This is a genomic window from Solidesulfovibrio alcoholivorans DSM 5433 (assembly GCF_000702665.1).
In the GTDB taxonomy this organism is placed as follows: domain Bacteria; phylum Desulfobacterota; class Desulfovibrionia; order Desulfovibrionales; family Desulfovibrionaceae; genus Solidesulfovibrio; species Solidesulfovibrio alcoholivorans.
This window is the reverse complement of record NZ_JNJA01000002.1, coordinates 120107-143447: the sequence shown is the minus strand read 5'-3', so window position 1 is coordinate 143447 and position 23341 is coordinate 120107. Positions and strand designations below refer to the sequence as shown.

Annotated in this window: 19 protein-coding genes; 8 read left to right on the top strand and 11 right to left on the bottom strand. The window is 66.1% G+C overall.

Features of this window, described 5'->3' with window-relative positions; all coding sequences use genetic code 11:
• Positions 1 to 33: 33 nt before the first annotated feature.
• From rimM to Q368_RS0103845, 6 genes are all read right to left on the bottom strand, one after another.
• On the bottom strand, positions 34 to 585 hold the full coding sequence (gene rimM, locus Q368_RS0103870) for a ribosome maturation factor RimM (protein ID WP_029457459.1): 552 nt from the start codon (positions 583 to 585) through the stop codon (positions 34 to 36).
• A 43-nt stretch (positions 586 to 628) separates the two neighbouring features.
• Positions 629 to 862, bottom strand: coding sequence for a KH domain-containing protein (locus tag Q368_RS0103865; RefSeq protein ID WP_029457456.1), 234 nt, complete (start codon positions 860 to 862; stop codon positions 629 to 631).
• Positions 863 to 1010: 148 nt separating this feature from the next.
• The gene (gene rpsP, locus Q368_RS0103860; RefSeq protein WP_029457454.1) at positions 1011 to 1250 is read right to left on the bottom strand and encodes a 30S ribosomal protein S16; all 240 of its coding nucleotides are present in this window, start codon (positions 1248 to 1250) and stop codon (positions 1011 to 1013) included.
• A 60-nt stretch (positions 1251 to 1310) separates the two neighbouring features.
• Positions 1311 to 2828 (bottom strand): signal recognition particle protein, encoded by a 1518-nt coding sequence (gene ffh, locus Q368_RS0103855; RefSeq protein WP_029457453.1) that lies wholly within the window; start codon positions 2826 to 2828, stop codon positions 1311 to 1313.
• A gap of 157 nt (positions 2829 to 2985) precedes the next feature.
• Positions 2986 to 3282 carry an RNA recognition motif domain-containing protein gene (locus tag Q368_RS0103850; protein ID WP_029457451.1) on the bottom strand — a complete coding sequence of 99 codons (297 nt, stop codon included), beginning with the start codon at positions 3280 to 3282 and terminating at the stop codon, positions 2986 to 2988.
• Between the two features lie 160 nt (positions 3283 to 3442).
• Entirely contained in the window at positions 3443 to 4627 is a 1185-nt protein-coding gene (locus Q368_RS0103845) for a pyridoxal phosphate-dependent aminotransferase (protein WP_029457450.1), read from the bottom strand.
• A 199-nt stretch (positions 4628 to 4826) separates the two neighbouring features.
• Between Q368_RS0103845 and Q368_RS0103840 the strand changes: the two genes are divergently transcribed.
• The 7 genes from Q368_RS0103840 to Q368_RS0103810 all read left to right on the top strand — a co-directional run bounded on the left by Q368_RS0103840 (position 4827) and on the right by Q368_RS0103810 (position 14136).
• Positions 4827 to 6806, top strand: coding sequence for a peptidase U32 family protein (locus Q368_RS0103840; RefSeq protein ID WP_029457448.1), 1980 nt, complete (start codon positions 4827 to 4829; stop codon positions 6804 to 6806).
• A 213-nt stretch (positions 6807 to 7019) separates the two neighbouring features.
• Positions 7020 to 8237, top strand: coding sequence for a bifunctional nucleoside/nucleotide kinase/histidine phosphatase family protein (locus tag Q368_RS0103835; RefSeq protein ID WP_029457446.1), 1218 nt, complete (start codon positions 7020 to 7022; stop codon positions 8235 to 8237).
• Positions 8238 to 8428: 191 nt separating this feature from the next.
• Positions 8429 to 9628 carry an iron-containing alcohol dehydrogenase gene (locus tag Q368_RS0103830; RefSeq protein WP_029457444.1) on the top strand — a complete coding sequence of 400 codons (1200 nt, stop codon included), beginning with the start codon at positions 8429 to 8431 and terminating at the stop codon, positions 9626 to 9628.
• Between the two features lie 157 nt (positions 9629 to 9785).
• Positions 9786 to 10607, top strand: a complete 822-nt coding sequence (locus tag Q368_RS0103825; RefSeq protein WP_052360017.1) for a substrate-binding periplasmic protein — start codon at positions 9786 to 9788, stop codon at positions 10605 to 10607.
• A gap of 15 nt (positions 10608 to 10622) precedes the next feature.
• On the top strand, positions 10623 to 12917 hold the full coding sequence (locus Q368_RS23720; RefSeq protein ID WP_084158670.1) for a response regulator: 2295 nt from the start codon (positions 10623 to 10625) through the stop codon (positions 12915 to 12917).
• A 272-nt stretch (positions 12918 to 13189) separates the two neighbouring features.
• On the top strand, positions 13190 to 13627 hold the full coding sequence (locus Q368_RS0103815) for a hypothetical protein (RefSeq protein WP_029457441.1): 438 nt from the start codon (positions 13190 to 13192) through the stop codon (positions 13625 to 13627).
• A 2-nt stretch (positions 13628 to 13629) separates the two neighbouring features.
• A complete protein-coding gene (locus Q368_RS0103810; RefSeq protein WP_029457440.1) occupies positions 13630 to 14136 on the top strand; it encodes a hypothetical protein in 507 nt (168 codons plus the stop codon).
• Between the two features lie 123 nt (positions 14137 to 14259).
• On the opposite strand, the gene Q368_RS0103805 is transcribed toward Q368_RS0103810, so the two are convergent.
• The gene (locus tag Q368_RS0103805) at positions 14260 to 15396 is read right to left on the bottom strand and encodes an NADH:flavin oxidoreductase (protein ID WP_029457439.1); all 1137 of its coding nucleotides are present in this window, start codon (positions 15394 to 15396) and stop codon (positions 14260 to 14262) included.
• Positions 15397 to 15405: 9 nt separating this feature from the next.
• Entirely contained in the window at positions 15406 to 15780 is a 375-nt protein-coding gene (locus Q368_RS0103800; protein WP_029457438.1) for a hypothetical protein, read from the bottom strand.
• Between the two features lie 151 nt (positions 15781 to 15931).
• Here Q368_RS0103800 and Q368_RS0103795 point away from each other — a divergent pair, with 151 nt between their 5' ends.
• Positions 15932 to 19063, top strand: a complete 3132-nt coding sequence (locus tag Q368_RS0103795) for a hypothetical protein (protein ID WP_211249761.1) — start codon at positions 15932 to 15934, stop codon at positions 19061 to 19063.
• 208 nt (positions 19064 to 19271) lie between these two features.
• On the opposite strand, the gene Q368_RS0103790 is transcribed toward Q368_RS0103795, so the two are convergent.
• The 3 genes from Q368_RS0103790 to Q368_RS0103780 form a co-directional block, all read right to left on the bottom strand.
• The gene (locus Q368_RS0103790; RefSeq protein ID WP_029457436.1) at positions 19272 to 19772 is read right to left on the bottom strand and encodes a hypothetical protein; all 501 of its coding nucleotides are present in this window, start codon (positions 19770 to 19772) and stop codon (positions 19272 to 19274) included.
• Between the two features lie 532 nt (positions 19773 to 20304).
• Positions 20305 to 22692, bottom strand: a complete 2388-nt coding sequence (locus Q368_RS0103785; protein WP_029457435.1) for a penicillin-binding protein 1A — start codon at positions 22690 to 22692, stop codon at positions 20305 to 20307.
• Positions 22689 to 23288, bottom strand: a complete 600-nt coding sequence (locus Q368_RS0103780) for a hypothetical protein (RefSeq protein WP_029457434.1) — start codon at positions 23286 to 23288, stop codon at positions 22689 to 22691. The genes Q368_RS0103785 and Q368_RS0103780 overlap by 4 nt, the downstream gene beginning before the upstream one ends.
• Positions 23289 to 23341: the final 53 nt, after the last annotated feature.

The window sequence follows — 23341 nt, the reverse complement described above, 5'->3', positions numbered from 1 at the left end:
CGCGGCCGGCGAATCCGCCCGGTCGGCGGCGCGTCAGCCGCCCTGGTAGAGTTCGAGCAGACCCGGCGGCGGGTCGATGACCACGAAGCCCGCGTCGAGGTCGATTTCCGGAACCAGGGCATCCGCGGCGGGGAAGAGGATTTCGTTGCCGGCGGCGTCGCGGATGACCCACAACTCCGCCCCCCCGGCATCGCGCACGTCGTCTATGACGCCGAAGTCGGGATCGGCCGGCGCGGACGAGGCCAGGCGCACGCGCAGGCCGAGCAGTTCGTGCAGAAAGACTTCGTCGGGATCGGGCGGGTCGAGCTTCGCGGCCGGCACGCATACGACAAGACCGCGCAGGGCCTCTGCCGCGTTGCGGTCCGGGACGCCGTCGAAGGTGACGAGGAAACGTTCCTTGTGGATGCGTGCGGCGCGCACGGTGAAGTCGCGGCCGCGCGCCGGGGCCTGCGCAGGCGACAGGCGCACCACGGCGCCCCGCGCGAAATACGAGGGGGAGTCGGCATGACTGTCGATGCAGACTTCCCCCCGGATGCCGTGGGCACGGACGACATCGCCCACGATGATGTATTTTTCCTCGGCCATGCGGGGCTAGGTCAACGGCTGCCGACCGGAATTTCCGACCGGGCTATTCGAGGATCTCCAGAACCGACCGCTTGCGGGCCTTTGTGGAGGCCGCGCCGAGGATGGTGCGCATGGCCCGGGCGGTCCGGCCTTGTTTGCCGATGACCTTGCCGAGGTCTTCCTTGGCCACCTTGAGTTCGATGACCGAGGTCTGCTCCCCTTCGATTTCCGAGACCTGCACCTGTTCCGGGTTGTCCACCAGGGATTTGGCCATGTACTCGATCAAGTCCTTCAACATACGCACCTCCTCAGGCCAACCGTAAGAGTAAGCGAAGGACTTCCGCCTCCGTTTCCGGATTGCCCCCGGGCCGTACCCGGGGACGAACGCGGCGACGTCGCGGCAACCGGCCCGGACCTCTCCTTCAAAGCGGTGAAAGCCGGTGGCGTTAGACGCCAGCCTTCTGCAGCAGGGCGCGCACGGTATCCGTGGGCTTGGCGCCGCGCTCAAGCCAGAACCGCACTTTTTCACTATCCACTTTTATTTCCGCCGGGTCAACCATGGGGTTGTAATGCCCGAGGTACTCCAACGCCCGGCCGTCACGGCGGGTGGCGGAGTCCATGGCGACGATGCGGTAAAACGGGCGCTTCTTGGAACCCATGCGGGTCAGACGCAGTTTCATGGCCATGACGTATCTCCCTTTATTGCGATGCGTGATCGTTGTTGTGGAAAGCGCGGATGCTTGCGCCTAGCGCTTTTTCCGTTTCTTCCGTTGATCCTTCTTCTTCTTGGCCGCGGCCTTTGCCGCGGCGCGGGCAGCCTTCACCGCCTCGGGGTCGGCCGGCACGCCGCCGCCCGGGGGCATGCCATCCATGCCGCCCATGCCGGGAGGCATCTGCGGCATCCCGCCGGGCATACCGCCCGGCATCTTCATGCCAGGCGGCATCTTGGGCATGGAGGGCATGCCCTTGCCGCCCATCATGCGCTGCATCATCTTTTGCATCTGGGTGAAATTTTTAAGCAGCTGCCCGACTTCCAGCACCGTCGTGCCCGAGCCCCTGGCGATGCGTTCCTTGCGGCTGACATTGATGATCTTGGGCGTGGCGCGCTCGGCCTTGGTCATGGAATTGATGATAGCCTCGACCCGGGCCATCTCCTTTTCCGGCATCTGCACTTCGCCGAGCTGTTTTCTGATCTGCGACATGCCCGGAATCATCTTGAGCAGGCCCTCGATGGAGCCGAGCTTCTTGATGCGCCGCATCTGCGTGCGGAAGTCGTCCAGGGTGAACTGCGCCTTGCGCAGTTTCTTCTCCATGGCCGCCGCTTCCTCGGCGTCCACGTCGGTCTGCGCCTTCTCGATGAGCGTGAGGATGTCGCCCATGCCGAGGATGCGCGAGGCGGCCCGGTCGGGATGGAAAATTTCCAGGTCCGAAAGTTTCTCGCCCGTGCCCACGAGCTTGATGGCCTTGCCCGTGACCTGGCGCACGGAAAGCGCCGCGCCGCCCCGGGCGTCGCCGTCCATCTTGGTGAGCACCACGCCCGTCACGTCGAGGCGGTCGTCGAAGGCCGCGGCCACGGTCACGGCGTCCTGGCCGGTCATGGCGTCGGCGACGAAGAGGATCTCGCCCGGATGGGTCTTGTCCTTGATCGCGGCGAGCTCGTCCATCAGGGTTTCGTCGATGTGCAGCCGGCCGGCGGTGTCGAGCAGCACCACGTCGTGGCCGGTGCGCCTCGCCTCTTCCAGGGCATTCGCGCAGATGTCCACGGGGTTCATGTCCGGCGTGGACGGATAGGCTTCGATGTCGAGCTGGCTCGCGAGCTTGTGCAGCTGGTCGATGGCCGCCGGGCGGTAGACGTCGGCCGGGACGAGGTAGGGTTTGCGCCGCAGTTCCCGCCGCAGCTTGAGCGCGAGCTTGGCGCTGGTGGTGGTCTTGCCCGAGCCCTGCAGGCCCACGACCATGATGACGGCGGGCGAAGCGGACAGGTCGAGTTCCTGGGCCTGGCCGCCGAGGAGTTCCACGAGTTCGTCGTGGACGATCTTGACCACCTGCTGGCCCGGGGTCAGGCTCTTGAGGACGTCCTGGCCCATGGCCCGTTCGCGGACGCGGTCGACGAAATCCTTGACGACCTTGAAATTGACGTCGGCCTCGAGCAGCGCCAGACGCACCTCGCGCAGGGCGGTCTGGACGTTCTCCTCGGTCAGACGGGCATGGCCTCTGATCTTGCGGAAGACGTCTTCGAGTCTGTCGGTCAGGTTGTCGAACATGGTCCCAGGGTACCTCTGTAAAGGGCAAAGTTTGACTACTTAACCGCCAATCGGCAAGACGTCAAGACACGACGTCCCGGCACGCCGGAACGGGAAAAAAAGGCCCCGTCCGCAGGGACGGGGCCTTGACGTCGGTGGGGCGCCGGCAGACCGGGGTCTACCAGCTGTTGCGACGGGCACCGCCGCCGTAGCCGCCGCCGGTGCGGGGCTGACGCTCCTGCGCCTCGTTGATGCGCAGGTCGCGGCCGCCGAAAGCCTTGCCGTTGAGGGCTTCCATGGCGGCGTCGGCGCCTTCGGTGGTCATCTCCACGAAGCCGAAGCCGCGGAGGCGGCCGGTCTCGCGATCAACGATCAGGTTGACCGACTGCACGTCGCCGTAGGCGGAAAACAGGTCGCGGATTTCGTCTTCGTTGGTGGAGAAAGGAAGGTTGCCGACATAGAGTTTCTTGGACATCTGCTAAAGCTCCAGACTGTTATTTGGCTAATTCTTCAGGGTCGCGGGAGCTTGGCAAACGCAAAGATCCTCGGAGACGGTGACAAAGATTTAGCCGGGTGTTGATGGGCGGGAGTTAATCCCGCGCCCTGTCCCTGTCAACAGTTATTTATCGGACGCCTTATCGGCCGTTGGCGCGCCGAAAGCCCGCCTCGGACCGGTCGATGACGGCCTCGTCCACGCAAAATGCCAGCCTGAAATGGCCCGGCAGGCCGAATCCCCGTCCCGGCACGGCCAGCACCCGCTCCTCGGCCAGCCGCGAAACAAAGGCCACTTCGTCGGGATCGGGCGATTTGGGGAAGAAATAAAATGCGCCGCGCGGCATGAAAAATTCATACCCCGCGTTGGTCAGCACCCGGGCCATGGCCGCGCGTCGCCGCGCATAGATTTCCCGGTCCACGTCCTGGCCCAGGGCGCGCAGCAACAGCGCCTGCCCCACGGCCGGCGCGTTGACGAAGCCCATGATGCGGTTGGCGAAGACCATGCCGGCGACGAGCTTTTCCCGGCCGGGCATGTCCGGCGAAACCACGACATAGCCCACGCGCTCGCCGGGCAGGGACAGGTTTTTCGAAAAGGAGCCGATGACCAGGGAATAGGGATAAAGCGGCAGCACCGAGGGTACGACCGCGCCGTCGTAGGCCAGGAAGCGGTACGGCTCGTCGGCAAGGAGGTAGATGGGGCGCTCCCGGCCGGCGCTCACGCGCGTGAGCATGGCCGCGAGCTCCTTGAGGGTTTCGACGGAATAGATCTGGCCCGTGGGGTTGTTGGGCGAATTGATCATGACGACCATGGTGCGGTCGGTGATGGCCGCCTCCATGGCCGGGATGTCCAGGTCGAAAGTGTCGGGCTTCGTCGGCACGGGCGTCAGGATCGCGCCGTGGTTGGCGGCGTAGAAGGCGTATTCCACGAAATAGGGCGAGGGGCAGAGGACCACGTCGCCGGGGGTGAGCACGGCGCGGAAAAAGACGTTGATGCCGCCGGCCGCGCCGCACGTGAGCAGCAGGTCGCCCGGGGCCACGGCCACGCCCTGCTCCTTGCTCAGGTGTTCGGCCAGGGCGGCGCGCACCTCGGGGTAGCCGGGGTTCGGCATGTAGCCCAGGGCGAAGGGCCTGTCCATCTGGCCGGACAGTTCGGCCAGGCACTCGCCGACCACGGGCGGCGGCGGCAGGTCGGGGTTGCCGAGGGAGAAGTCGCAGACCGCGTCTTCGCCGAATTGTTTTTTCAGTTCCAGGCCCTGTTCGAAAATCTTGCGAATCCAGGCCCCGCCCGACAGATACTGCTCCATTTGCTCGGTGACCAGCTTCACGGCCCGCCCTCCAGCGAAAAGTGTATCCGGGAACCATCGCACCAAACCCGAACTGTTGCAATATGGTAACGGGTTTGGCATGCGGCCCTGGAAGCCTGCCGGCAGGCTGGCGAAAAAAGGATTCCCTCCCGGTCGGGATTGACGTATCTTAACTGCCTCGCGGCATCTCCCGCCGAAATTCCTGCAAACGAGTATCCCTATGACCGAGGCGAAAAAGCCTGAAATCCTGGCCCCTGCGGGGGACCCCTATTCCTTTCTGGCGGCCCTGGCCGCCGGAGCCGACGCCGTCTACTGCGGCCTCAAACATTTTTCCGCCCGCATGCTGGCCCGCAATTTCTCCATCTCGGAGCTTGCCGCCCTGGCCGAACTGGCCCGGGGCAGGGGCGTGCGCACCTACGTCGCCGTCAATACGCTTTTGAAACCCGACGAGGCCGAAAAGGCCGGCCGGCTGGTGAAACGCCTCGTGGCCGACGTCGGCCCGGAAGCGCTCATCGTCCAGGACCTCGGCGTGGCCGCGATCGCCCGCCAGGCCGGGTACAAGGGCGAGCTGCACCTCTCCACCCTGGCCAACGTGTCGAGCCCCACCGGCCTTGCCATGCTGCCGGGGCTCTCCTTCGCCCGGGCGGTGCTGCCGCGCGAACTGTCCGTGGACGAGATGCGCGAGATGGCCGAGGCCGCGCCCGAGGGCCTCTCCCTCGAGGCCTTCGTGCACGGGGCGCTGTGCTACAACGTCTCGGGCCGCTGCTACTGGAGCAGCTTCCTCGGCGGCAAGTCCGGGCTGCGCGGCCGCTGCGTCCAGCCCTGCCGCCGCCTCTACGAGCACCGCGGCGTCAAGGGCCGCTACTTCTCCTGCCAGGACCTGAGCCTCGACGTGCTGACCAAGGCGCTGCTCACCATTCCGCAGATCACGGCCTGGAAGATCGAGGGCCGCAAGAAGGGGCCGCACTACGTCTACCACGCCGTGGCCGCCTACAAGCTTTTGCGCGACGCCCCGGACGACGCCTCGGCCAAGAAGATGGCCGCGAGCTTCCTGGAGCAGTCGCTCGGCCGGGCGACCACGAACTACAATTTCCTGTCCCAGCGCCCGAAAAACCCCGTCGACACCAAGGAGCGCACCGGCTCCGGCATGCCCGCCGGCAAGCTGACGCGCGGCGCCAAGCCCGGCCAGTGGAACCTTTCGGCCCGGGTGTCGCTGCTGCCCGGCGACCTCGTGCGCCTGGGCGTCGAGGACGAGCCCGGGCACCGCGTGGTCAAGGTCACGCGCGCCGTGCCCAAGGGCGGCCGCCTGACGCTCACCTTCGCCGACGGCCCGCGCCCGGAATCGGGCATGCCGGCCTTTCTCATCGACCGCCGCGAACGCGGGCTCATGGACAAGATCGGCCCCCTGGAGTCGGCGCTGGCCAAGATTCCCGAGCGCGAAGCCAAGCCTGTGGAGTTTTCGCCCGCGCTGCCCAAGCCCCGCAAGGCCGGCCGGGTCGAGCCCCTTGCCATAAGCGTCTGGCGGCACCCGGACATGCGCAAGGAAAAAGGCCCCTTCGGCGTCTGGGTCTCCACCAAGCGGGCGCACAACCTGCCGTTGCAGCGCGCGGCCACGGTCTGGTGGTGGCTGCCGCCGGTCGTCTGGCCCGACGAGGAAAGCGAATTCGTGAGCCTGATTGCGGCCATCGTCTCGCGCGGGGGCAAGCGCTTCGTGCTCGGCGCGCCCTGGCAGACCGGGCTTTTCCCCAAGGGCGGCAAGGGCGTCGATTTCTGGGCCGGGCCGTTCTGCAACATCGCCAACCCGCTGGCCCTGGGCGAGCTGGCGCGTCTGGGCTTTGCCGGCGCGTTCGTCACGCCCGAGCTTTCCGGCGAGGACCTGCTCGCGCTGCCGGCCCTTTCGCCGCTGCCCCTTGGCGTCGTGTACAAGGGCGCGTGGCCGCTCGGGCTTTCCCGCGTGCTCTCGGGCGAGGTCAAGACCTGCATGCCGGTGATCAGCCCCAAGGAAGAAGGGCTGTGGGCGGTCAAATACGACCGCACCTACTGGCTCTACGCCAACTGGGAAATGGACCTCTACAAACACCGCGACGCCCTGGAGAAGGCGGGCTATATCGTGTTCGCCGACCTGCGCGAGCCGCTGCCCAAGGACATAACCAGGCGGGAGCGCACCAGCCATTTCAACTGGGAAGTCGGGCTGCTCTAGCGCCGTATCCTCCAGGAACGGACCGGCCTTCTCCGAAGGCAACCGCTTCGGTTCATGCGTTTTGTTGAAAATGGCGACGTCTTTTCCATGGGAAGCGAAGCTCACGCCGCCTCCCATGAAAAAGACGTCGCCATTTTTCGTGGAAACAGTAACAATGCGCCAGTAGTAGAACCGATAGCCGCAGCAACCTCTCGCCAAGGACAGGATATTCGCATGGCCCGGCCGCGCAAGCTCTACATCGCCATGGTGGGTTTGCCGGCCATGGGCAAGTCCACCATCGCCGCCAAAATCAAGGAAAACCTGGAAAAAGACGACATCAAGGTCGGCATCTTCAACAACGGTGACGTGCGCCGGCGCATGATCCCCGGCAACACCTCCCACCCCGGCTTCTACGACCCGTCCAACGCCCAGGCGGTGGCGCTTCGCGAACGCATCGCCGCCGTCAACTTCGCCGAGGCCAAGGCCTTCCTTTCCGCGGACGGCGACATCGCCATCCTGGATGCGACCAACGTCTCGCGCAAACGCCGCGAGACCCTGCGCGAGCAGCTCCCCAACCACCCGGTGCTCTTCGTCGAGTGCATCAACGACGACCCGGAACTCCTCGCCCTGTCCGTGGCGCGCAAGACCCGGCTGCCGGAATTCGCCGACCTGAGCGAAGCCGAGGCCAAGGCCAGCTTCGTCACCCGCATCGGCTACTACCGCCACATCTACGAGCCGCCGCACGAGGTGCGCGACCTCGTGCGCCTGGATACGCTCAACAACCGCATCCTCGCCGAGCACGTCTCCGGCGACGTCCCCTACTACGGCCGCATCCGCGACCTGCTCATGTCCGACTGGATCAAGAACCTCTTTCTCGTGCGCCACGCCGAGAGCGAATACAACGTCAAGGACCGCGTGGGCGGCAACGCGAGCCTCACGGAAAAGGGGCGCAGACAGGCCTGGGCGCTGTCGCGCCATTTCATCGGCACGCCGCTGCCCTACATCTTCACGAGCACGCTCACGCGCACCCTGGAAATGGCCGAGCCGCTCCTGGAAACGCGCAAGGGCACGACCATCCACCACGCCTTCCCGGAATTCGACGAGATCGCCGTGGGTGCCTGCGAGGGCATGTCCTATGCGGAAATCGAGCGGGACATGCCGGATCTTTTCGCGGCGCGCGCCCGCAACAAGTACAACTTCGTCTACCCCGGCGGCGAGGGCTACGCGACCATGGCCGGCCGGGTCTACCGGGGCATCAAGAAGGCGATCTACCTAAGCGGCAATTCCGAGCACATCATGATCATCGGCCACCAGGCGGTCAACCGCATGATCCTTTCGGATTTCCTCTTCCGCCGCGCCGAGGACGTGCCCTACATCTTCATTCCCCAGGACAAGTACTTCCACATCGTCTCGACGCAGACGAAAAAGCTGTTCGAGCTGCGCAAGTACTGAACTGCGGCGCGCCGGGCGGCGGCCCGGGGACAAATTGTCCCTTGCAAACCCGCCGCCACATGCTACCCTTTCCCAAACTCATGGTTCATACCACAACGATGTAGGCATGATGACGCGGCTTCGCGTCTATTGGCAGAGGGGGTCTCTCGCGCAGCCGCATGGCGCAACAATGCTCCACAAGGAGGACCGGCATGGCTGACTGGGAAAAGAAGATCGATATTCGCAAAGTGTTCGTCCTGCAACCCACGCGTCCCACCACCTACTTCGGCGTGGGGGCCGTGGGCAAGGTCGGCGACATCCTGGCCGGGCTCGCCGCCAAGGGCACGGGCAAGGTGCTCGTGGTCACCGACGCCGTCGCCTACACGGCAAGCGGCGCCTGGAAGACCGTCAAGCCGGCGCTCGACGCCCACGTCGCCTGGAAACATTACGACAAGGTCCGCCCCAACCCCACCTACGCCAACTGCGAGGAAGCCGCGGCCATGGGCCTGGACTTCGGCGCGGGGGCCATCCTCGCCATCGGCGGCGGCAGCGCCATGGACACCGCCAAGACCGCCGCGGTGCTCATGCAGCATCCCGGCAAGAAGTCCGTGGACTTCTATGAGAAAGGCGAGCCCATCACCGGCGCGCTGCCCCTGGTGCTGATCAACACCTCCCACGGCACGGGCTCGGAATGCGACGCCTTCGCCGTGGCCCAGTCCGATGGCGAGGACAAGCCGGCCATCAACTCGCCGCACATCTACGCGACCTTCACCATCGAGGACCCGGCGCTGACGGCGACCATGCCGACCAAGCAGACGATCTCCACCTCCATCGACGCCGTCAACCACGCCCTGGAAGCGGCCACCACCATCACCACCACGCCCTATTCCATCGGCCTGGCCCGCGACGCCATCCGCCTCGTCGCCACCTACCTGCCCACGGCCATCGTGGAACCGGGCAACCTCACCGCCCGCTACTGGCTCATGTACGCCTCGGCCATCGCCGGCATCAGCTTCGACCTGGGACTGCTCCACATCACCCACGCCATGGAGCACGCCATGAGCACCCTCAACGCCGCCGTCACCCACGGCGACGGCCTGGGCATCCTCATGCCGGCCATGGTCCAGGAAATCTATCCGGCCGTGCCGGAAGTCGTGGCCGACTTGTTCGCGCCGATCATTCCCGGCCTCAAGGGCGTGCCGGGCGAAACGGACTTCGTCGTCGGCAAGTTGCGCCAATGGTGCCATGGCGTCGGGCAGGCCACATCCATGGCCGCATACTATAGCGAGGCCGATATCCCGGCACTGACGCAAACGGCCATGGCCTCGTCGCTGTCCAAAATGCTCTTCCCCCTGGCCCCCGTACCGGTCAGCGAAGAACTCATTGCCCGCATTTTCCGCAACTCCCTCTAGACGCTCCAGGCGTCCGGGGCCGCACACGGTCCCGGACGCCATGAAAATCCGCCGGTTGGCGTCCCCCACCAATCCCCACACGTATCCATTCGAATTTCCTCGTTCCCCATTCGAAGTACTGGCAACATCCTGGCGATCCATGCTAGCGTATTGCATCATGAAAAACATCGCCCTCCAGATGTTTTGCTGCCTGCTGCTCGGTATTTTCCATGCCGTGGCGCAGTGCGCCGCCGAGGCGACGCCGCCGGACGCCGACGCCCCGGCGTGCCAGGAGCTCGTCTATGCGACCAATCCGCACTACCCGCCCTACGACTGGTCCATCGGCGAGGCGACCTATGCCGGGGCCACCATCGAACTGCTGGAAATGGCCGCGCCCGAGGGCGTGCGCTTAAAGCCCGTGGTCCTGCCCTGGAAACGGGCCCTGCTTCTCGCCGGCGAAGGCAAGATCGACCTGCTGGCGAGCCTGCGCATCACGCCCGAGAGGTCGCAATACCTGCGCTTCACCAGCCACCGCGCCTTTCCCAACCCCATCGTGGCGTTCGTCCGGGCGGACCGGCGCTTTCCCTACGAAAAATGGGACGACCTCAGGGACAAGACCGGCGGCGTGAGCCTCGGCGACACCTTCGGCGGCGGCTTCGACGCCTACATGCGCGCGCAGCTGCACGTCGAGGAAGCGCCCAGCATGGAGGAAAACTTCCGCAAGCTCGATTCCGGCAGGATCGACTACTTCGTCACCAGCCTCTACGCCGGCCAGGCCTACCAGGCCACGCACCGCTTCGCGCATCCCGTCGTCGCCCTGTCGCCCCCGATTTCCGAGCAGGACATCCATTTCGGCTTCAGCCTGCGCTCCCCGTGCCTGCCGCTGCTCGAACGGCTAAGCGCAAGGCTTGAGGAGCTCGACGCCCAAGGCGTCCCGGAACGGCTCCTGCGCAAGTATTTGCGGCATTATGCGGAGCACCCCCCTGCCGATCATGAGTAACCCGCGGCGCGCGCCATGGACACACACGTAGAGCTCTCTCCCAGGACCAACAGCATCAGCCGCCGGCTGTTGCGGCAGGTTGTGCTCTTAAGCCTGGCCCTGGCGCTGGCCTTGGCCGCCATCCAGGCCGTGCTCTCCTACAAGGACGAACTCGACGCCACCAGGCGGACGCTCAAGCTGATCGAAACGACGCAGGTCCCGGGCATCAGCGAATCGCTTTGGGACTTCAACAACGAGACGCTCTCCGCCCAGCTCGAAGGCATCCTCCACTACCGCCGGATCATCTTCGCCGCCGTATACGCGGACGGGCAACCTGCCCTGGAGGCGGGAACGAAGCAGGAAGGCCACGCCTTCACGACGGAAATCCCCATCCTCCATGCCGGGCCCACGGGCGAGCAACGCCTGGGGAGCCTCATCGTGCAGGCGGACACGTCGTTTCTCCTTGCGGACGCGGCCGGCAAGGCTTTCGGCAACTTCGCCGCCTCCCTCGCCATCGTGGCGCTCGTGTCCTTTGTGACCTTCCATTTCTTCAAGCACATGGTCGCCACCCCGCTTGGCGCCATCGACCGCTATTTCCGCGCGGTCGCGCCGGGCACGGACGCCCCTCCCCTGCGCGTCGAGAGAACTGCGCACTACGACGACGAGATCGACAACATCGTCGAGTCCGTCAACCGCATGCTGCTCGCGCTCAAAACGGCCTATGCGGACCTCAGCGACAACAAGCGATTGTTGCAGGAAATCCTCGACGCCGTCCCCCAATCCATTTTCTGGAAGGACGCGGCTTCCGTCTATCGGGGCTGCAACGCCGCATTCGCCCGGGACGCGGGCATCGCCTTCCCGCAGAACATCGTCGGCAAGACCGACCGCGACCTGCCCTGGACATCCGAACAGACGGCGGGCTTCCTGGCCGACGACCAGGCGGTCATGGCCTCGGGGCGACCCAAAGCGCACATTGTGGAACAGCTGCGCAAGCCCGACGGCGGGCAGATCTGGCTGGATACCGCGAAGCTGCCCATGAAGGACGCCTCCGGCCGGGTCACCGGCGTACTCGGCGTCTACACGGACATCACCGAACGCCTGGAGGCCGAACACAGCCTGCGCGAGGCCAAAAGCCAGGCCGAGGCGGCCAGCCGCTCCAAATCCGCGTTCCTGGCCAACATGAGCCATGAGATCCGCACGCCGCTTTCCGGCATGCTCGGCATGCTGCACCTGCTCGAAAGCACGACGCTTACGCCGGAACAACAGGAATACGTCGCGGCGACCATCAAATCGACCAATCGCCTCACGCGCCTGCTTTCGGACATCCTCGATATTTCCCGGGTGGAAGCGGGCAAGATGCGGATCGTGGACGGGGAATTCGCCGTCGCGGAACTGCGCACGGCCATTCTCGAGCTCTTCACGCCCAAGGCCGCGGAAAAAAACCTCGCCCTGACCTTCGCCATCGACCCCGCCCTGCCGGAAACGTGCGTCGGCGACGAGGCCCGCATCCTTCAGGTCCTGTTCAACCTCGTCGGCAACGCCATCAAGTTTACGGAATCCGGCGGCGTGGCCATCGAAATTTCTCTTTCCTGCCGCCCCCGCGACCGCGAGATTCGGACGCTTTTTCGCATCAGCGACACGGGCATCGGCCTTTCCGACGCGGAAATCACGGACATCTTCGCCCCCTTTTCCCAGGTCGAAAACTCGTTTACCCGTCGCTTCCAGGGCGCGGGGCTCGGCCTTTCCATCGTGCACAAACTCGTCGGGCTCATGCACGGCGAAATCGCCATCGACAGCACCCCGGGTTCGGGGACGACGATCTACGTTTCCCTGCCCCTGCACCTCCCCAATCCCGCTTCGGCCGCCGCGACGGCCGTCGCCGCAGCCGTCGCCGGGGACACGAAGGCATGCCCGCCGCGCATCCTCATGGCCGAGGACGACGAGATCAGCCTCGTCGCCGGCAAGTTCCTGCTGGAAAAACTGGGCTACAGCGTCACGTGCGCGCGGGACGGCAAGGAAGCCCTGCAACGCCTCGACGAGCAGGACGTCGACTGCGTGCTCATGGACGTGCAGATGCCGGTCATGGACGGCCTGGAAGCGACGCGGGCCATCCGCAATCTGCCTCCGGAGCACCGCAACGCCGGCGTGCCCGTCATCGCCCTGACCGCCTACGCCATGCGCGGGGACAGGGACCGCTTCCTTGCCGCCGGCATCGACGATTACGTGTCCAAGCCCGTGGACGTGGCGACGCTGCAGGCGGCGCTTGAGCGGGCGACAAAGAGGGGGAAGCCGGCGGACGGATCGTCCGGGAGTTGCATTCGATATACGTAACGCCTGTGATTCCAGAGCGTTGCAAAAATCGCGCCGACTTGACGCCGCTGCCGCTTTCCCCTAACAGGTCAAAACGAGGCTGTCGGGACGCCGGGACGCTTTTTCCGCGTACGGCCTTGCCGGGCGGCATGATGGTCATGACGGTACAAGCGCTCCCGCGACGCATCGCGTTCCTCCCTCCCCTTCCGCCGGCACGCCCGCACTGCGCACCGGCTGTTCCCGCGCAACGCGACCTCTTTTCCGCCAACTGCCCGGATACGTAGCCACGCCAGATGTCGCCCCATCCCGCCCAGATGTCCCTTGTCTTCTTCTCCTTTTCCGTGGCAGCCCTGTACGGTCCGGCCCTGCTCGCGGTTCTCGGGCTTTACGTGTATCTTTCCCGGAAAAAGTCGCGCGTTTCCCGCCGCGAGGAAAAACACCGGCGCATCCGCGAGGCCATTGTTGCGCGGGGCCAGGCCAAACGCCGCAAACTGGCCCTCGTGCTCCAGCGAGACAACATTCGCGAACTGGCCGTCATCGTGCGCGAGCAGCTCGAAGCCAACAAATTGCGTATGACTCCCTACATGCACCAGCGCACGTCGGTCTTCATCGAAAAGACCGTCACCGTCGTGGATTTCGACGGCCTGCTGGCCCTGCACCGGTATCTTGCCGACGCCGACCCGGGGCAGGTTCCGCTGGTGATGGATCTCTTTTTCGAACAAACGAGGTAGGCATGGCGTTTCCTGAGAATATCGGGCAGTTTTTTTCCAGGCTCATCAACGCCTTCCGCGGCGAAACCGCGAGCTGGCAGCGCGAGAACCAGCCCGAGCTCGACCGGCTCAAGGAGGAAAAGCTCGTGGCCGCGGCCGAGCTCAAAAGGCGCCTGGAAATCATGGAAATCCGCTTTCGCGAGGAGTGCAAGCGCACGCAGATGGAAGAGGAGCGCCAGACCGAGCAGTTCGCCGAATTCCTCTCGAGCATCGACGAGATGAAGGCCAACATGCTGGAATATTACGCCACGATGCCCAGGCCGCTGGCGCTGATGATCCACCACCACGCCGCGGAACTGCTCAAGGAGGCCTGGCACAGCCCCGATGCCAGGGAGCGCGTGCACAAGCAGGCCCGCTTCACGCAGTTCATGCTCACCATTACCGAGGATCTGGCCGCCCTGGGCGACGGCAGTGTGCAAAAGGCCCTGCCTGAAAAGACCATCGCCTTCATCCAGGACGAAGCCGACTGACGCTTGATTTCCCCTCGGCCTCTTTCCCTTTCATACACCCCTGCCTCCCCCCTTTGAGGAGGTCCAGGAGGGGGGCACCCCCTCCTGGCCGCCGGAGGCATTCTTCTCCCCCTCTCCTCTCCCCTACCTCTCGCGCGCCGCGGCGCGGCGTTTCTGGCGGGCTTCGGTCAGGCAGGAGAGGCCCTCGCCCTTGCGCAGGGGCACGAAGCAGAGATTGTCGCTGACGCAGGCCGACGGGGCCGCGTCGCCGGATTGCCAGCGCGCCACGAGGCCCGGTTCGCGGATCAACGGCCGCGACAGGGCGACCATGTCGGCCGTGCCCGAGGCCACGAGGTCCTCGGCGGTTTCCAGGCTGCGCACGCCGCCGACGAGCAAAAGCGGGATGGAGAGGCCCTGCGCCTTGAGCGCCTTGGCCGAATCCCTGTACCAGGCCTCGCCGTCCGGGATGGCGATCTTGCCCGGCCGGATGGGCGAGAGTTTGCCGCCGTCGAGCACGCCGCCGGAAAGCTCCAACGCGTCCACGCCGGCCGCCTCGAGCCAGAGCGCGACCTGCCGGCTTTCCGCGGCGGTCATGCCTCCCTCGATGAAATCCTCGCTGTTGAGCTTGACCAGGAGCGGAAAGTCCCGCCCCACCCGGCCCCGGATCGCGCTCACGGTTTCGAGCAAAAGCCGCGCCCGGTTTTCCAGCGAGCCGCCGTAGGCGCCGCTGCGGCGGTTGGTGCGCGGGGAGAGGAACTGGCTTATGCCGTAGCCGTGGGCGGCATGGATCTGCACGCCGTCCGCGCCCGCGTCGCGGCAAAGCGCGGCCGCCGCGCCGAACGCCGCCTGGAGGCGGGCGAGGTCCTCGGCGGTCATGGCCGCGGAGGGCGCGATGCCGGCCGCGGCGTCGCCCGCGCTTTCCGACGGCCCCACTGCCGGCTCCCCGGACAGGGCCGGGTTGGCCCGGCCGCCGGCATGGGCCAACTGTACCACGAACCGGCCGCCGTTGGCATGCACGCAGCGCGCAAGCCTGGCCACACCCGCCTCCATGGCGGCGACGTGCACGCCCATCTGGCCGACGCCGGCCTGGCCGCGTTTTTCCACATAGGCGTGGCCGGAAATGATGAGCCCCACCCCGCCCTTGGCCAGGGCCGCCATGGCCGCCTCCAGGCGGTCGGTGACCGCGCCGTCGGGCGCGGCCAGGCCCTCGGCCGTGGCCGAGCGGACAAAACGGTTGGCGCTGCGCATGCCGTTGATGGCAATGGGCGTGAAAACCTGCATGGTTGGTCCTTATGCCGCCTCGAAACGGTCAAGGAACCGTTCCAGGTCGTTGCGGTCACCGTCCTGATAATCCTCCGGGTACAGCAGCGCGCCCATGAAAAAAATGCTTTCCAGGGAAAGCGCCATGCCGGCCCGGCGCGCGAAATCCTCGAGCCCCGCGGCAAAGGCCGCCGCGCCATCGGCGTCGCTGCCCTTAAGCACGCCCGCCGTTTCCTCGGGCAAGGCCTCCAGGGCCAGGCATTTTTCCGTCAACCGCGCCCGGTGCGCGGCGGTGTCGCCCTCTTCATGCAGCGCCCGCGAAGCCTCGGCCTCCAGCCGCCGCACCTCACCCGCCGCCTCGAGCGCCAATTCGAGCGCCGCAGCGGGAACCTTGCGTTTGCCCATCGTGCCTCCCTCGCACGGCCGATGCCCTGGCCGCGCGCATTCTTCATTACCAAAACCGCGCACCAAGGCCAAGGCCCGCCCGGAAAGACACGGCGCGAAGCAGCGCTCCCCTTCCCAAGGAGTCCTTTTTTTCGTAACATACGAAAGAGTTATGCCCTCCCCCAATGAACAGCCGGAAACGGCCCCCACGCCCCCGCAGGCTCCCGAGACGGCCACTCCCCGTCCCTCTCCGGACGGCCTGTCCGGCCGCCTGCATTTCGACCGGCGCGACAGGGCGCTGCTCGATCTCGTGGACGACGTGCTGGGGCATCCTTCCTCGAGCATGCGGCGGCTGCTCGCCCCCTACCTCCACCCCCACGGCATCAAGGAGATGGCCGCCCCGCGCGAGCTGCGCATCGCCTACGCCACGGCGCGCCTGCTCGGCTCCCTGGACGCGGGGCAGGTGGAGAGCCGGCTTTCCGCCCTGCGCTCCCTGCGCGACGAGGTGCTGGCCACGGCCGAATCGGGCCTGGAGAAAAACACGGCCCGGGTGCTGCTCCAGATCATGAAGGATCTCGTGCGCGCCCGGAGCGACACGCGCCGCCGCCTGGAACTGGCCCACGACTTTCGCGCCGCCGTGACCGGCAAGCCCCGCGTGGTGCGCCGCCTGCTCGCCGAGCGCCACCTGCTGGAGATGCCCGAGGCGCAAAACCAGCTCGCCTTCGACGACCACGTCCACGACGCCAACACCAAGGGCCGCAAATCGCCCACGCACCTCGTCATGGACGCCTGGATCAAGGGCATCCGCCGCCTCACCGTGGTCCACTACCATTTCGTGGGCAAGGACACGGCGGCCGAGCTGCTGGAAGCGGCGGCCATCATGGGCATCGAGGCGGACATCGCCATCGAATGCATGGCCCGCCAGGACGGCCGTCCGGTCAAGCTCCTGTGGACGCCGCTCGGGCTTTCCGAGCCGTGGAGCTTCGCGGCCTTCCTGGGCCGGCCCGAGGTGCGCCGGTTCATGGAGGAAGGGCGCGCCGCGTCGGCGCGCTGGCGCGACAACGCCCTGAGGCTGCTCGACGCGGTCAACGACCGGCACCGTCAGGCGCTACGCGAGGCCACGGGCCTCAACCTGCCGCCGCTCGATCCCGAGGCCTTCCTGCGCTTCGTGGGCGCGGGCCAGCCGAGCGTCTACCATCTGGCGCGCTACATCCACGAATTGGCCCTGCCGCTGCTCGAGGCGCAGGCCACAGCCCTTGCGGACGCGCCTCCGGATGCGCCGCAGCGCCTGGCCCTGGACGCCGCCTGCGACGCCCTGGAGGTCGAAGCCCTGCTCGGTGGCTGCCTGTCGCGCACGGCCAATCCCGACATCACGCCACCCGACGCCGCCGCGCCCGGGGAGACCCTGCCCGAACGCCTGTCGCAGCCGCCGGCCGTTGTGGCCAGACGCCTGACCCGGCTCCACCGCCCCAACCGCCTGACCCTCGTTGCGGCGGAAATGGCCCCGGCCGACATGCTGCTCGCCCTTTTCGCCTGCAAGGGCGCGATCACGCACCTGGAAATCTTCAACCTGCGCATCTTCGAGATCACGGGGCAGGGCACGGACATCGCCCTGGAGGTGCTGACGGGCCTCAGCGCCGGCGACGTGTCCGCGGTCAAGCGCCTGCTCGTGCTGCTTGCCGCAAGGTCCCGCAACGCAGGCGACGAGGACACGGCCGACCGGCTCCTGACCTTGCGCCAGGAGGCGGCGGCCCTTTGCGACATCTACCGCCAGGCCCCGCTTGGCGCATGCCTGGGCTCGGATTCCACGGGCCGCTCCACCTCCTGCCACGGCATGGGGCTGGTGGTGGCCGACACCCTGCCCGCGCGCGCCCTGGCGCATCTGGCCCGGCGCGCCAAGGCCCCGCAGGAAAGCCTGCGCCGGTCCATCTCCGTGGGCATGGCCGTGACCCCTCGCCTGTCCGCCCTGCCCGACGCCTTCGGCCCGGGGCCGTGCACGCGGCTGTTGCGCCGCCTGCGCGAACTGCCCGGCCTGCGCATGGCCGGCTACCACTGGCGGCTGTCGTGGACGGCGCGCCGCTACTACAAGGCGACGCCGGAGACGGCCAACATCCACACCCTGGGCGGCATCCAGGACAAGACCGCGGACAGGCTCCACGCGGCCACGGCCCGCCCCCGGCTGCGGCTGCGCTACGTCAGCGGCAACATCAAGAACGCGCTCAAGATCCTGGTCGGCTTCGGCGTGGCCGCCGCGTCCTTCGCCTCGGTCAATTCCTGGTGGGTGCTGGCCTACGGCGGCGCTTGCATCTGGTTCGGCATCACGGGGCTAAGAAACGTGGTCCAGGCCGCCATCGGCTGCGGCGGCCGGCGGCACGGCTCGCTGGTTGCGCTGCGCGATCACGTGAGCATCGACCGCATCGCGGATTCGCTTTTTTTCACCGGCTTTTCCGTGCCCCTGCTCGACATCCTCACGCGCAAGCTGCTGCTCGAACAGGCGCTCGGCATCACCACCGCAACCAATCCCCTGGCGCTTTTCACGATCATGGCCCTGGCCAACGGCCTCTACCTGGCCAGCCACAACCTCTACCGCGGCCTACCCACGGCCGCGGCCGTCGGCAATCTCTTCCGCACCATCCTCTCGATTCCCCTGGCCCTCGGCATCAACCACGGCCTGGCCCTGGCCCTTCGCGCCGCCGGCGCGGCATCGCCGGAAACCGCGCTGGAGCCCTTCGCCGCCATCATCTCGAAGTTCGCCTCGGACTGCGTGGCCGCCGGCATCGAGGGCCTGGCCGACCGGGCGCGCTACGAGCGCATGCGCATCCGCGACTACCGCGACAAATGCCGCCAACTCTACGAGGCCCAGGCGCAGATCGAACGCGCCTACCCCGACGCGGACGCGGCAAGCCTGCTCGAGACGCCCAAGGCGCTCATGGCCGACCTGCGCCAGCGCCGGGCCGACCTGGAGAAAGTGGTCATCGTCAACGCTCTGGATTTCCTCTATTTCTGGATGTGCCAGCCCCAGGCGCGGCCTGTGCTCGCCAAGACCATGCGCGGCATGAGCCAGGAGGAACGCCGCGTCTTCCTGCTCTCCCAGGACGTGCTGCGGCGGGAAAAAGAGATCAGCCGCCTGCTCATCGACGGCCTCGTCGGCCGCAACTTCGCGCCGGCCCTGGCGTTTTATTTAAGCAGCTTCCGCCGCTACCTGGCCGACATGCGCGTGCTGGCCGGCCGCTACCCGCCCGCAGCGAGCCTCAGTCTCGAAAACACCGCCCCCGGCCGCCGCAAGGACCAGGAAGGCGTGTAGGGGAGAGAGGAGAAGGGGGAAAGGAAGAGGGGGAAGAGAAGATGCCTCCGGCGGCCAGGAGGGGATGCCCCCCTCCTGGACCTCCTCAAAGGGGGCAAGGGGTGTAACGGGCGAGAGGAGAGAGGCGGCATTGGCGCAGGGCGTACAGACGGCCGTGCGCTTTCCTGCGGGCCGGCCGGCCCGCAGGAAAGCGCACGGAGGTGAAAAACTAGGCTTCGCTCGCGCTGATGCCGGACAGGGCGCTGGAAATGATGCTGTCCATCTTTTCCATGGGATTGCTGCCGGAAGACTGTTGCGCCGTGTTGCCGTAGGCCTGGGCGGCGGCGGACTGGGCTCCCGTGCCGCTCGGTGGCTGGGACGGCTTCAGGGACGACATGTTGCCGGACTTGGCGGCCTCGGCGAACTTGTCGGCCATGTCGCTGTACATCTTCGCCTCGTTGGAATCCGAGGAATTGCTGGCGGCTTCACTCAAACTGTCGGAAATCTTCTGGGCCGCTTCCTTGAACTTCTCCGGGTCAGAGCTTGCCAGATCGTTGAGCTTTTGCATCGTCTGCGCGCCCTTGGAAAAGTTCTTCTCGTCGCCGGAAATCGTAAGCGCGGTGGAATCCGAATCCGACGAGGCACTCGTGCTCGACGTGGTCGAGCTTCCGGTCAGGGTGGAAAGGGTATTGGTAGAAGAATAATTAAGGCTGATCAGGTCCGTGGACATGGCGTCTCTCCTTTGGTTTCGTGCACCATTGCCGCCCTTATCGGACGCCTGCCCAGGGAGTTTATGGTTAAAATAATAATTTTACGCCGTAACCTTTTGCAACAAATAACGTCACCAAAGCATAACCCGCGCACTTCCAGGCACTGCTTAAGCAATACCGAGACAATATTTATTTTTACAATTCAACCTTCACATCGCATCCAAACAACGCGCAAGAAATCATATCGCCATTCAAGCGCCAATCCCGCCTGACCCTGCCGCTTATTCCATTACATTTTTCAAAAAATCACTTCGTTGCTTTTGCAGCGAAAGCAAACCGTCGCATTTAGCAACCCACGGCTTCGTGTTTTCCACACCATGGGCTCCGGGCACGCGCGTGCCAGGGCACAAGCCCGTCGCGCCCCGTGCATGCCCGCCCGTGCAGCGTCGGGCGCGGCGCGAACGCCGCTCTGCGACCGGACAATTTTCCCAGAAAAAAAGCGAACGGCCCGCGTCGCCGATGGCGACGCGGGCCGTTTTATTGCGGGAGTGGCTAGAACATCTGCTTGAGCAGGTCCTCGCCCTTGCCGAGCGGCGCGTTGGGGTCGGTGAAGAAAGCCTTTTCCTGCTCCTCGTCCATGATCGCCATGGAGCCGCGCTCGGTGCCTTCCTTGAAAGCCATCGGCACCCCGTCCACCGTGCCCATGGCGATGCCCGGCGGCCGCGAGAAGTCCTCCACCGGGTAATCGTCCTCCACGGCCTTGCGGTAGGAGAGCCAAATGGGCAGAGCCGCCCGGCCACCGGTTTCGCCCTTGCCCATGGGCTTGGGCTGGTCGAAGCCGATGTAGCAGCCGGAGAGCAGATACGGCGAAAAACCCATGAACCAGGCGTCCTGGAAATCGTTGGTGGTGCCGGTCTTGCCGGCCAGCGGCCGCCCCAGCACCTTGACCGCGGTGGCCGTGCCGGCGCGCACGACCTCCTTGAGCAGGCAGTCCATGATGTAGGCGGTCTGCGGCGAAATCACCTGCTTGATCTCGGGCTTGTTGACGAAGATCTCCTCGCCCCAGGGACTTTTGACGTCCAGCACGAAGCGGGGCTTGATCGTGGAGCCGTCGCGGGCGAAGGCGGAATAGGCCTGCACCATGTCCAGGAGATTGACGGCCACCGCGCCCAGGCTCACGGGCAGGTACGGCACGAATTCGCCGCGAAGCCCGAGCTCGCGCGCCCGCTCCACGATCTTCTTCATGCCCACCTGCTGCGCCACGCGCACCGTAACCAGATTTTTGGACTTGGCCAGGGCCGAGCGGATGGTCATGGGGCCGCCGTAGTCGCCTTCGTAGTTGCCCGGCGACCAGACCTGGCCGCTCCAGGGATCGCGGTAGGAAAAGGGGCCGTCCATGACCACCGTGGCCGGTGTCATGCCATTGTCCATGGCCACGGAATAGACGATGGGCTTGAACGAGGACCCGGGCTGGCGGAAGGACTGGGTCGCGCGGTTGAACTGGCTTTTCTCGAAGGAGAAGCCGCCGACGCAGGCCAGCACCTCGCCCGTGCGCGGGTCCATGGACACGATGGCCCCCTCGATGCGCGGTTCGAGCTGCATGGCGAGCTTCCACATGGGCCGGCCGGATTTCACCGGCTGGGGCGCGGGGGCCGCGGCCTGCGCCTTGCCGCCCTTGCCCTTGCCGGAAGCGGGGGCCTCGGCGGCTTTCTGCGCCGCAGGCTTTTCCGCGCCGGGTTTTTCCGGCACGGCCAGCACCGAGGCCCAGACGAGGTCGCCGGGCTCAACCTTGCCCTTGGCGAAGCTCATCTCCTCGGCCGGGATGAAACCGTACTTGTCGCCGAAGCGCACCACCGCGCCCTGGCCGGAAACCTCCTGCACCAGCGCCTTGACCCAGCGCCCGGGCACGAGCAGGGACTCGGGCACGTTGCTGTGGGCGTAGAAATCGTCGTATTTGTCCTTGTCGAGTTTCTCCAGGGTAGGCTTGTATCCCCGGCGCTTCTCCGAGGCGACGAGCCCCTCGCGCAGAGCCCGCTCGGCCGCCTCCTGGTGCTTGAGGTCCACGGCCGTGTGCACGTGCAGACCGCCGTTGTAGACCTGGTCCTCGCCGAAGCGGTCGATAAGCTCCCGGCGCACCTCTTCCAAATAGAACGGGGCCACCTCCCACGACGGGTCGGGCATGCTTTTGAACACCAGCGGCTCGGCCACGGCCGCGTCGTGCTGGGCCTGCGTGATCCAGCCCTGGGCGAGCATACGCCCGAGAACGTATTTCTGACGGTTCTTCGCCGACTGGAAATCGCGGAACGGGCTGTAGCGCGTGGGCGCTTGCGGCAGGCCGGCCAAAAGCGCCGCCTGGGCGATGGTCAGATCGCCCACGTGGACGCCGAAATAGGTCCGCGCCGCGGCTTCCACGCCGTAGGCCCGGGAGCCCAGGTAGATCTGGTTGAGGTAGATAGTGAGGATCTCGTCCTTGGTCAGGTATTTCTCCAGGCGATAGGCCAGGATCGCTTCCTTGACCTTGCGCTTGTAGCTTTTTTCGGACGACAGCAGCAGCCGCTTGATGATCTGCTGGGTGATGGTGGAGCCGCCCTGCTTGATGCCGCCGCGCTGGAGGTTCTTGATCATGGCGCGCACGATGGCCGAGATGTCCACGCCCTCGTGCTGGTAGAAGGTGGAGTCCTCGGCGGCGAGAAAGGCCTTGGGCAGAAAATCCGGCATTTCCGAAAGCGTCACCAGGAAGCGCTTTTCGGAATAGAGGTAGCCCAGCACCTTGTTGTCGCGGGTGTAGATGGTGGTGACGAGCGGCGGACGGTAATCGGTAATTTTCCGAAAGCTCGGCAAATCGCTCGAAGCCCAGTAATACAGGCCCACGAGCCCGGCCGCACCGGAGAGACCACCGATGACGAGCAAAATGACAAAAAGGATAAGAAGCTTTTTCACGTGCCAAATCTCGCTGGGGGGGGAGTGACGGCGGGCATGCCTTCCTTGGGCGGCAGGCCCCAGGCCAGCCGCAGCCGACCATGCAAGTCCCGTACCTGGGCTTCGGTGACGTCAAGCAAGGCGAGCATCCCGGTCACGGTGCGGCCTTCCCGATGGACCAGGCAGGTCGCGGCGGCAAAGCCCGACACCCTGTCCGAGGCCATCCAGAACGGGAAGAGGCGGCAATAATACGGCCGCGCCTGCCTTGGCAAGGCGCAGCCGTCGGAACGCAAAAACACGCAACGCCCGGCCGGCGAAACCGACAGGCGCAGATGGCGGCCGCCCGCCGGGAAAAGCGCTTCCACGGCCTGGCGTTCCCGGGGAAACAGGCGGTGCATGCCGGACAGGAATGCGGCGCTGTTGGGCTCCGCGGTGAAGGCCCCGCGCGAAAGGCCCGCATGTTCGACGATGCGGTGCCGCTCCGACTCGGAAACGGGGAAGCACTGGTCCTCGTGGCCCGGGGTCAACTCGCAACAGGTGGGGCCGGCGGCGGCGCAACGGGCGCAGATGTCCGTCACCTGCGGCGTGGGAGCCGTCCCCGGCCGATCCATGGACATGACCCAACCTCCCGGCGCGCCGCGGCCCGGTGTCCGCCGCGATGCGCCAGGGG

Coding starts and splice junctions, on each gene's coding strand:
- rimM (WP_029457459.1), bottom strand. CDS start 585: ATGGCCGAGGAAAAATACATCATCGTGGGCGATGTCGTCCGTGCCCAC.
- Q368_RS0103865 (WP_029457456.1), bottom strand. CDS start 862: ATGTTGAAGGACTTGATCGAGTACATGGCCAAATCCCTGGTGGACAAC.
- rpsP (WP_029457454.1), bottom strand. CDS start 1,250: ATGGCCATGAAACTGCGTCTGACCCGCATGGGTTCCAAGAAGCGCCCG.
- ffh (WP_029457453.1), bottom strand. CDS start 2,828: ATGTTCGACAACCTGACCGACAGACTCGAAGACGTCTTCCGCAAGATC.
- Q368_RS0103850 (WP_029457451.1), bottom strand. CDS start 3,282: ATGTCCAAGAAACTCTATGTCGGCAACCTTCCTTTCTCCACCAACGAA.
- Q368_RS0103840 (WP_029457448.1), top strand. CDS start 4,827: ATGACCGAGGCGAAAAAGCCTGAAATCCTGGCCCCTGCGGGGGACCCC.
- Q368_RS0103835 (WP_029457446.1), top strand. CDS start 7,020: ATGGCCCGGCCGCGCAAGCTCTACATCGCCATGGTGGGTTTGCCGGCC.
- Q368_RS0103830 (WP_029457444.1), top strand. CDS start 8,429: ATGGCTGACTGGGAAAAGAAGATCGATATTCGCAAAGTGTTCGTCCTG.
- Q368_RS0103825 (WP_052360017.1), top strand. CDS start 9,786: ATGAAAAACATCGCCCTCCAGATGTTTTGCTGCCTGCTGCTCGGTATT.
- Q368_RS23720 (WP_084158670.1), top strand. CDS start 10,623: ATGGACACACACGTAGAGCTCTCTCCCAGGACCAACAGCATCAGCCGC.
- Q368_RS0103815 (WP_029457441.1), top strand. CDS start 13,190: ATGTCGCCCCATCCCGCCCAGATGTCCCTTGTCTTCTTCTCCTTTTCC.
- Q368_RS0103810 (WP_029457440.1), top strand. CDS start 13,630: ATGGCGTTTCCTGAGAATATCGGGCAGTTTTTTTCCAGGCTCATCAAC.
- Q368_RS0103805 (WP_029457439.1), bottom strand. CDS start 15,396: ATGCAGGTTTTCACGCCCATTGCCATCAACGGCATGCGCAGCGCCAAC.
- Q368_RS0103800 (WP_029457438.1), bottom strand. CDS start 15,780: ATGGGCAAACGCAAGGTTCCCGCTGCGGCGCTCGAATTGGCGCTCGAG.
- Q368_RS0103795 (WP_211249761.1), top strand. CDS start 15,932: ATGCCCTCCCCCAATGAACAGCCGGAAACGGCCCCCACGCCCCCGCAG.
- Q368_RS0103790 (WP_029457436.1), bottom strand. CDS start 19,772: ATGTCCACGGACCTGATCAGCCTTAATTATTCTTCTACCAATACCCTT.
- Q368_RS0103780 (WP_029457434.1), bottom strand. CDS start 23,288: ATGTCCATGGATCGGCCGGGGACGGCTCCCACGCCGCAGGTGACGGAC.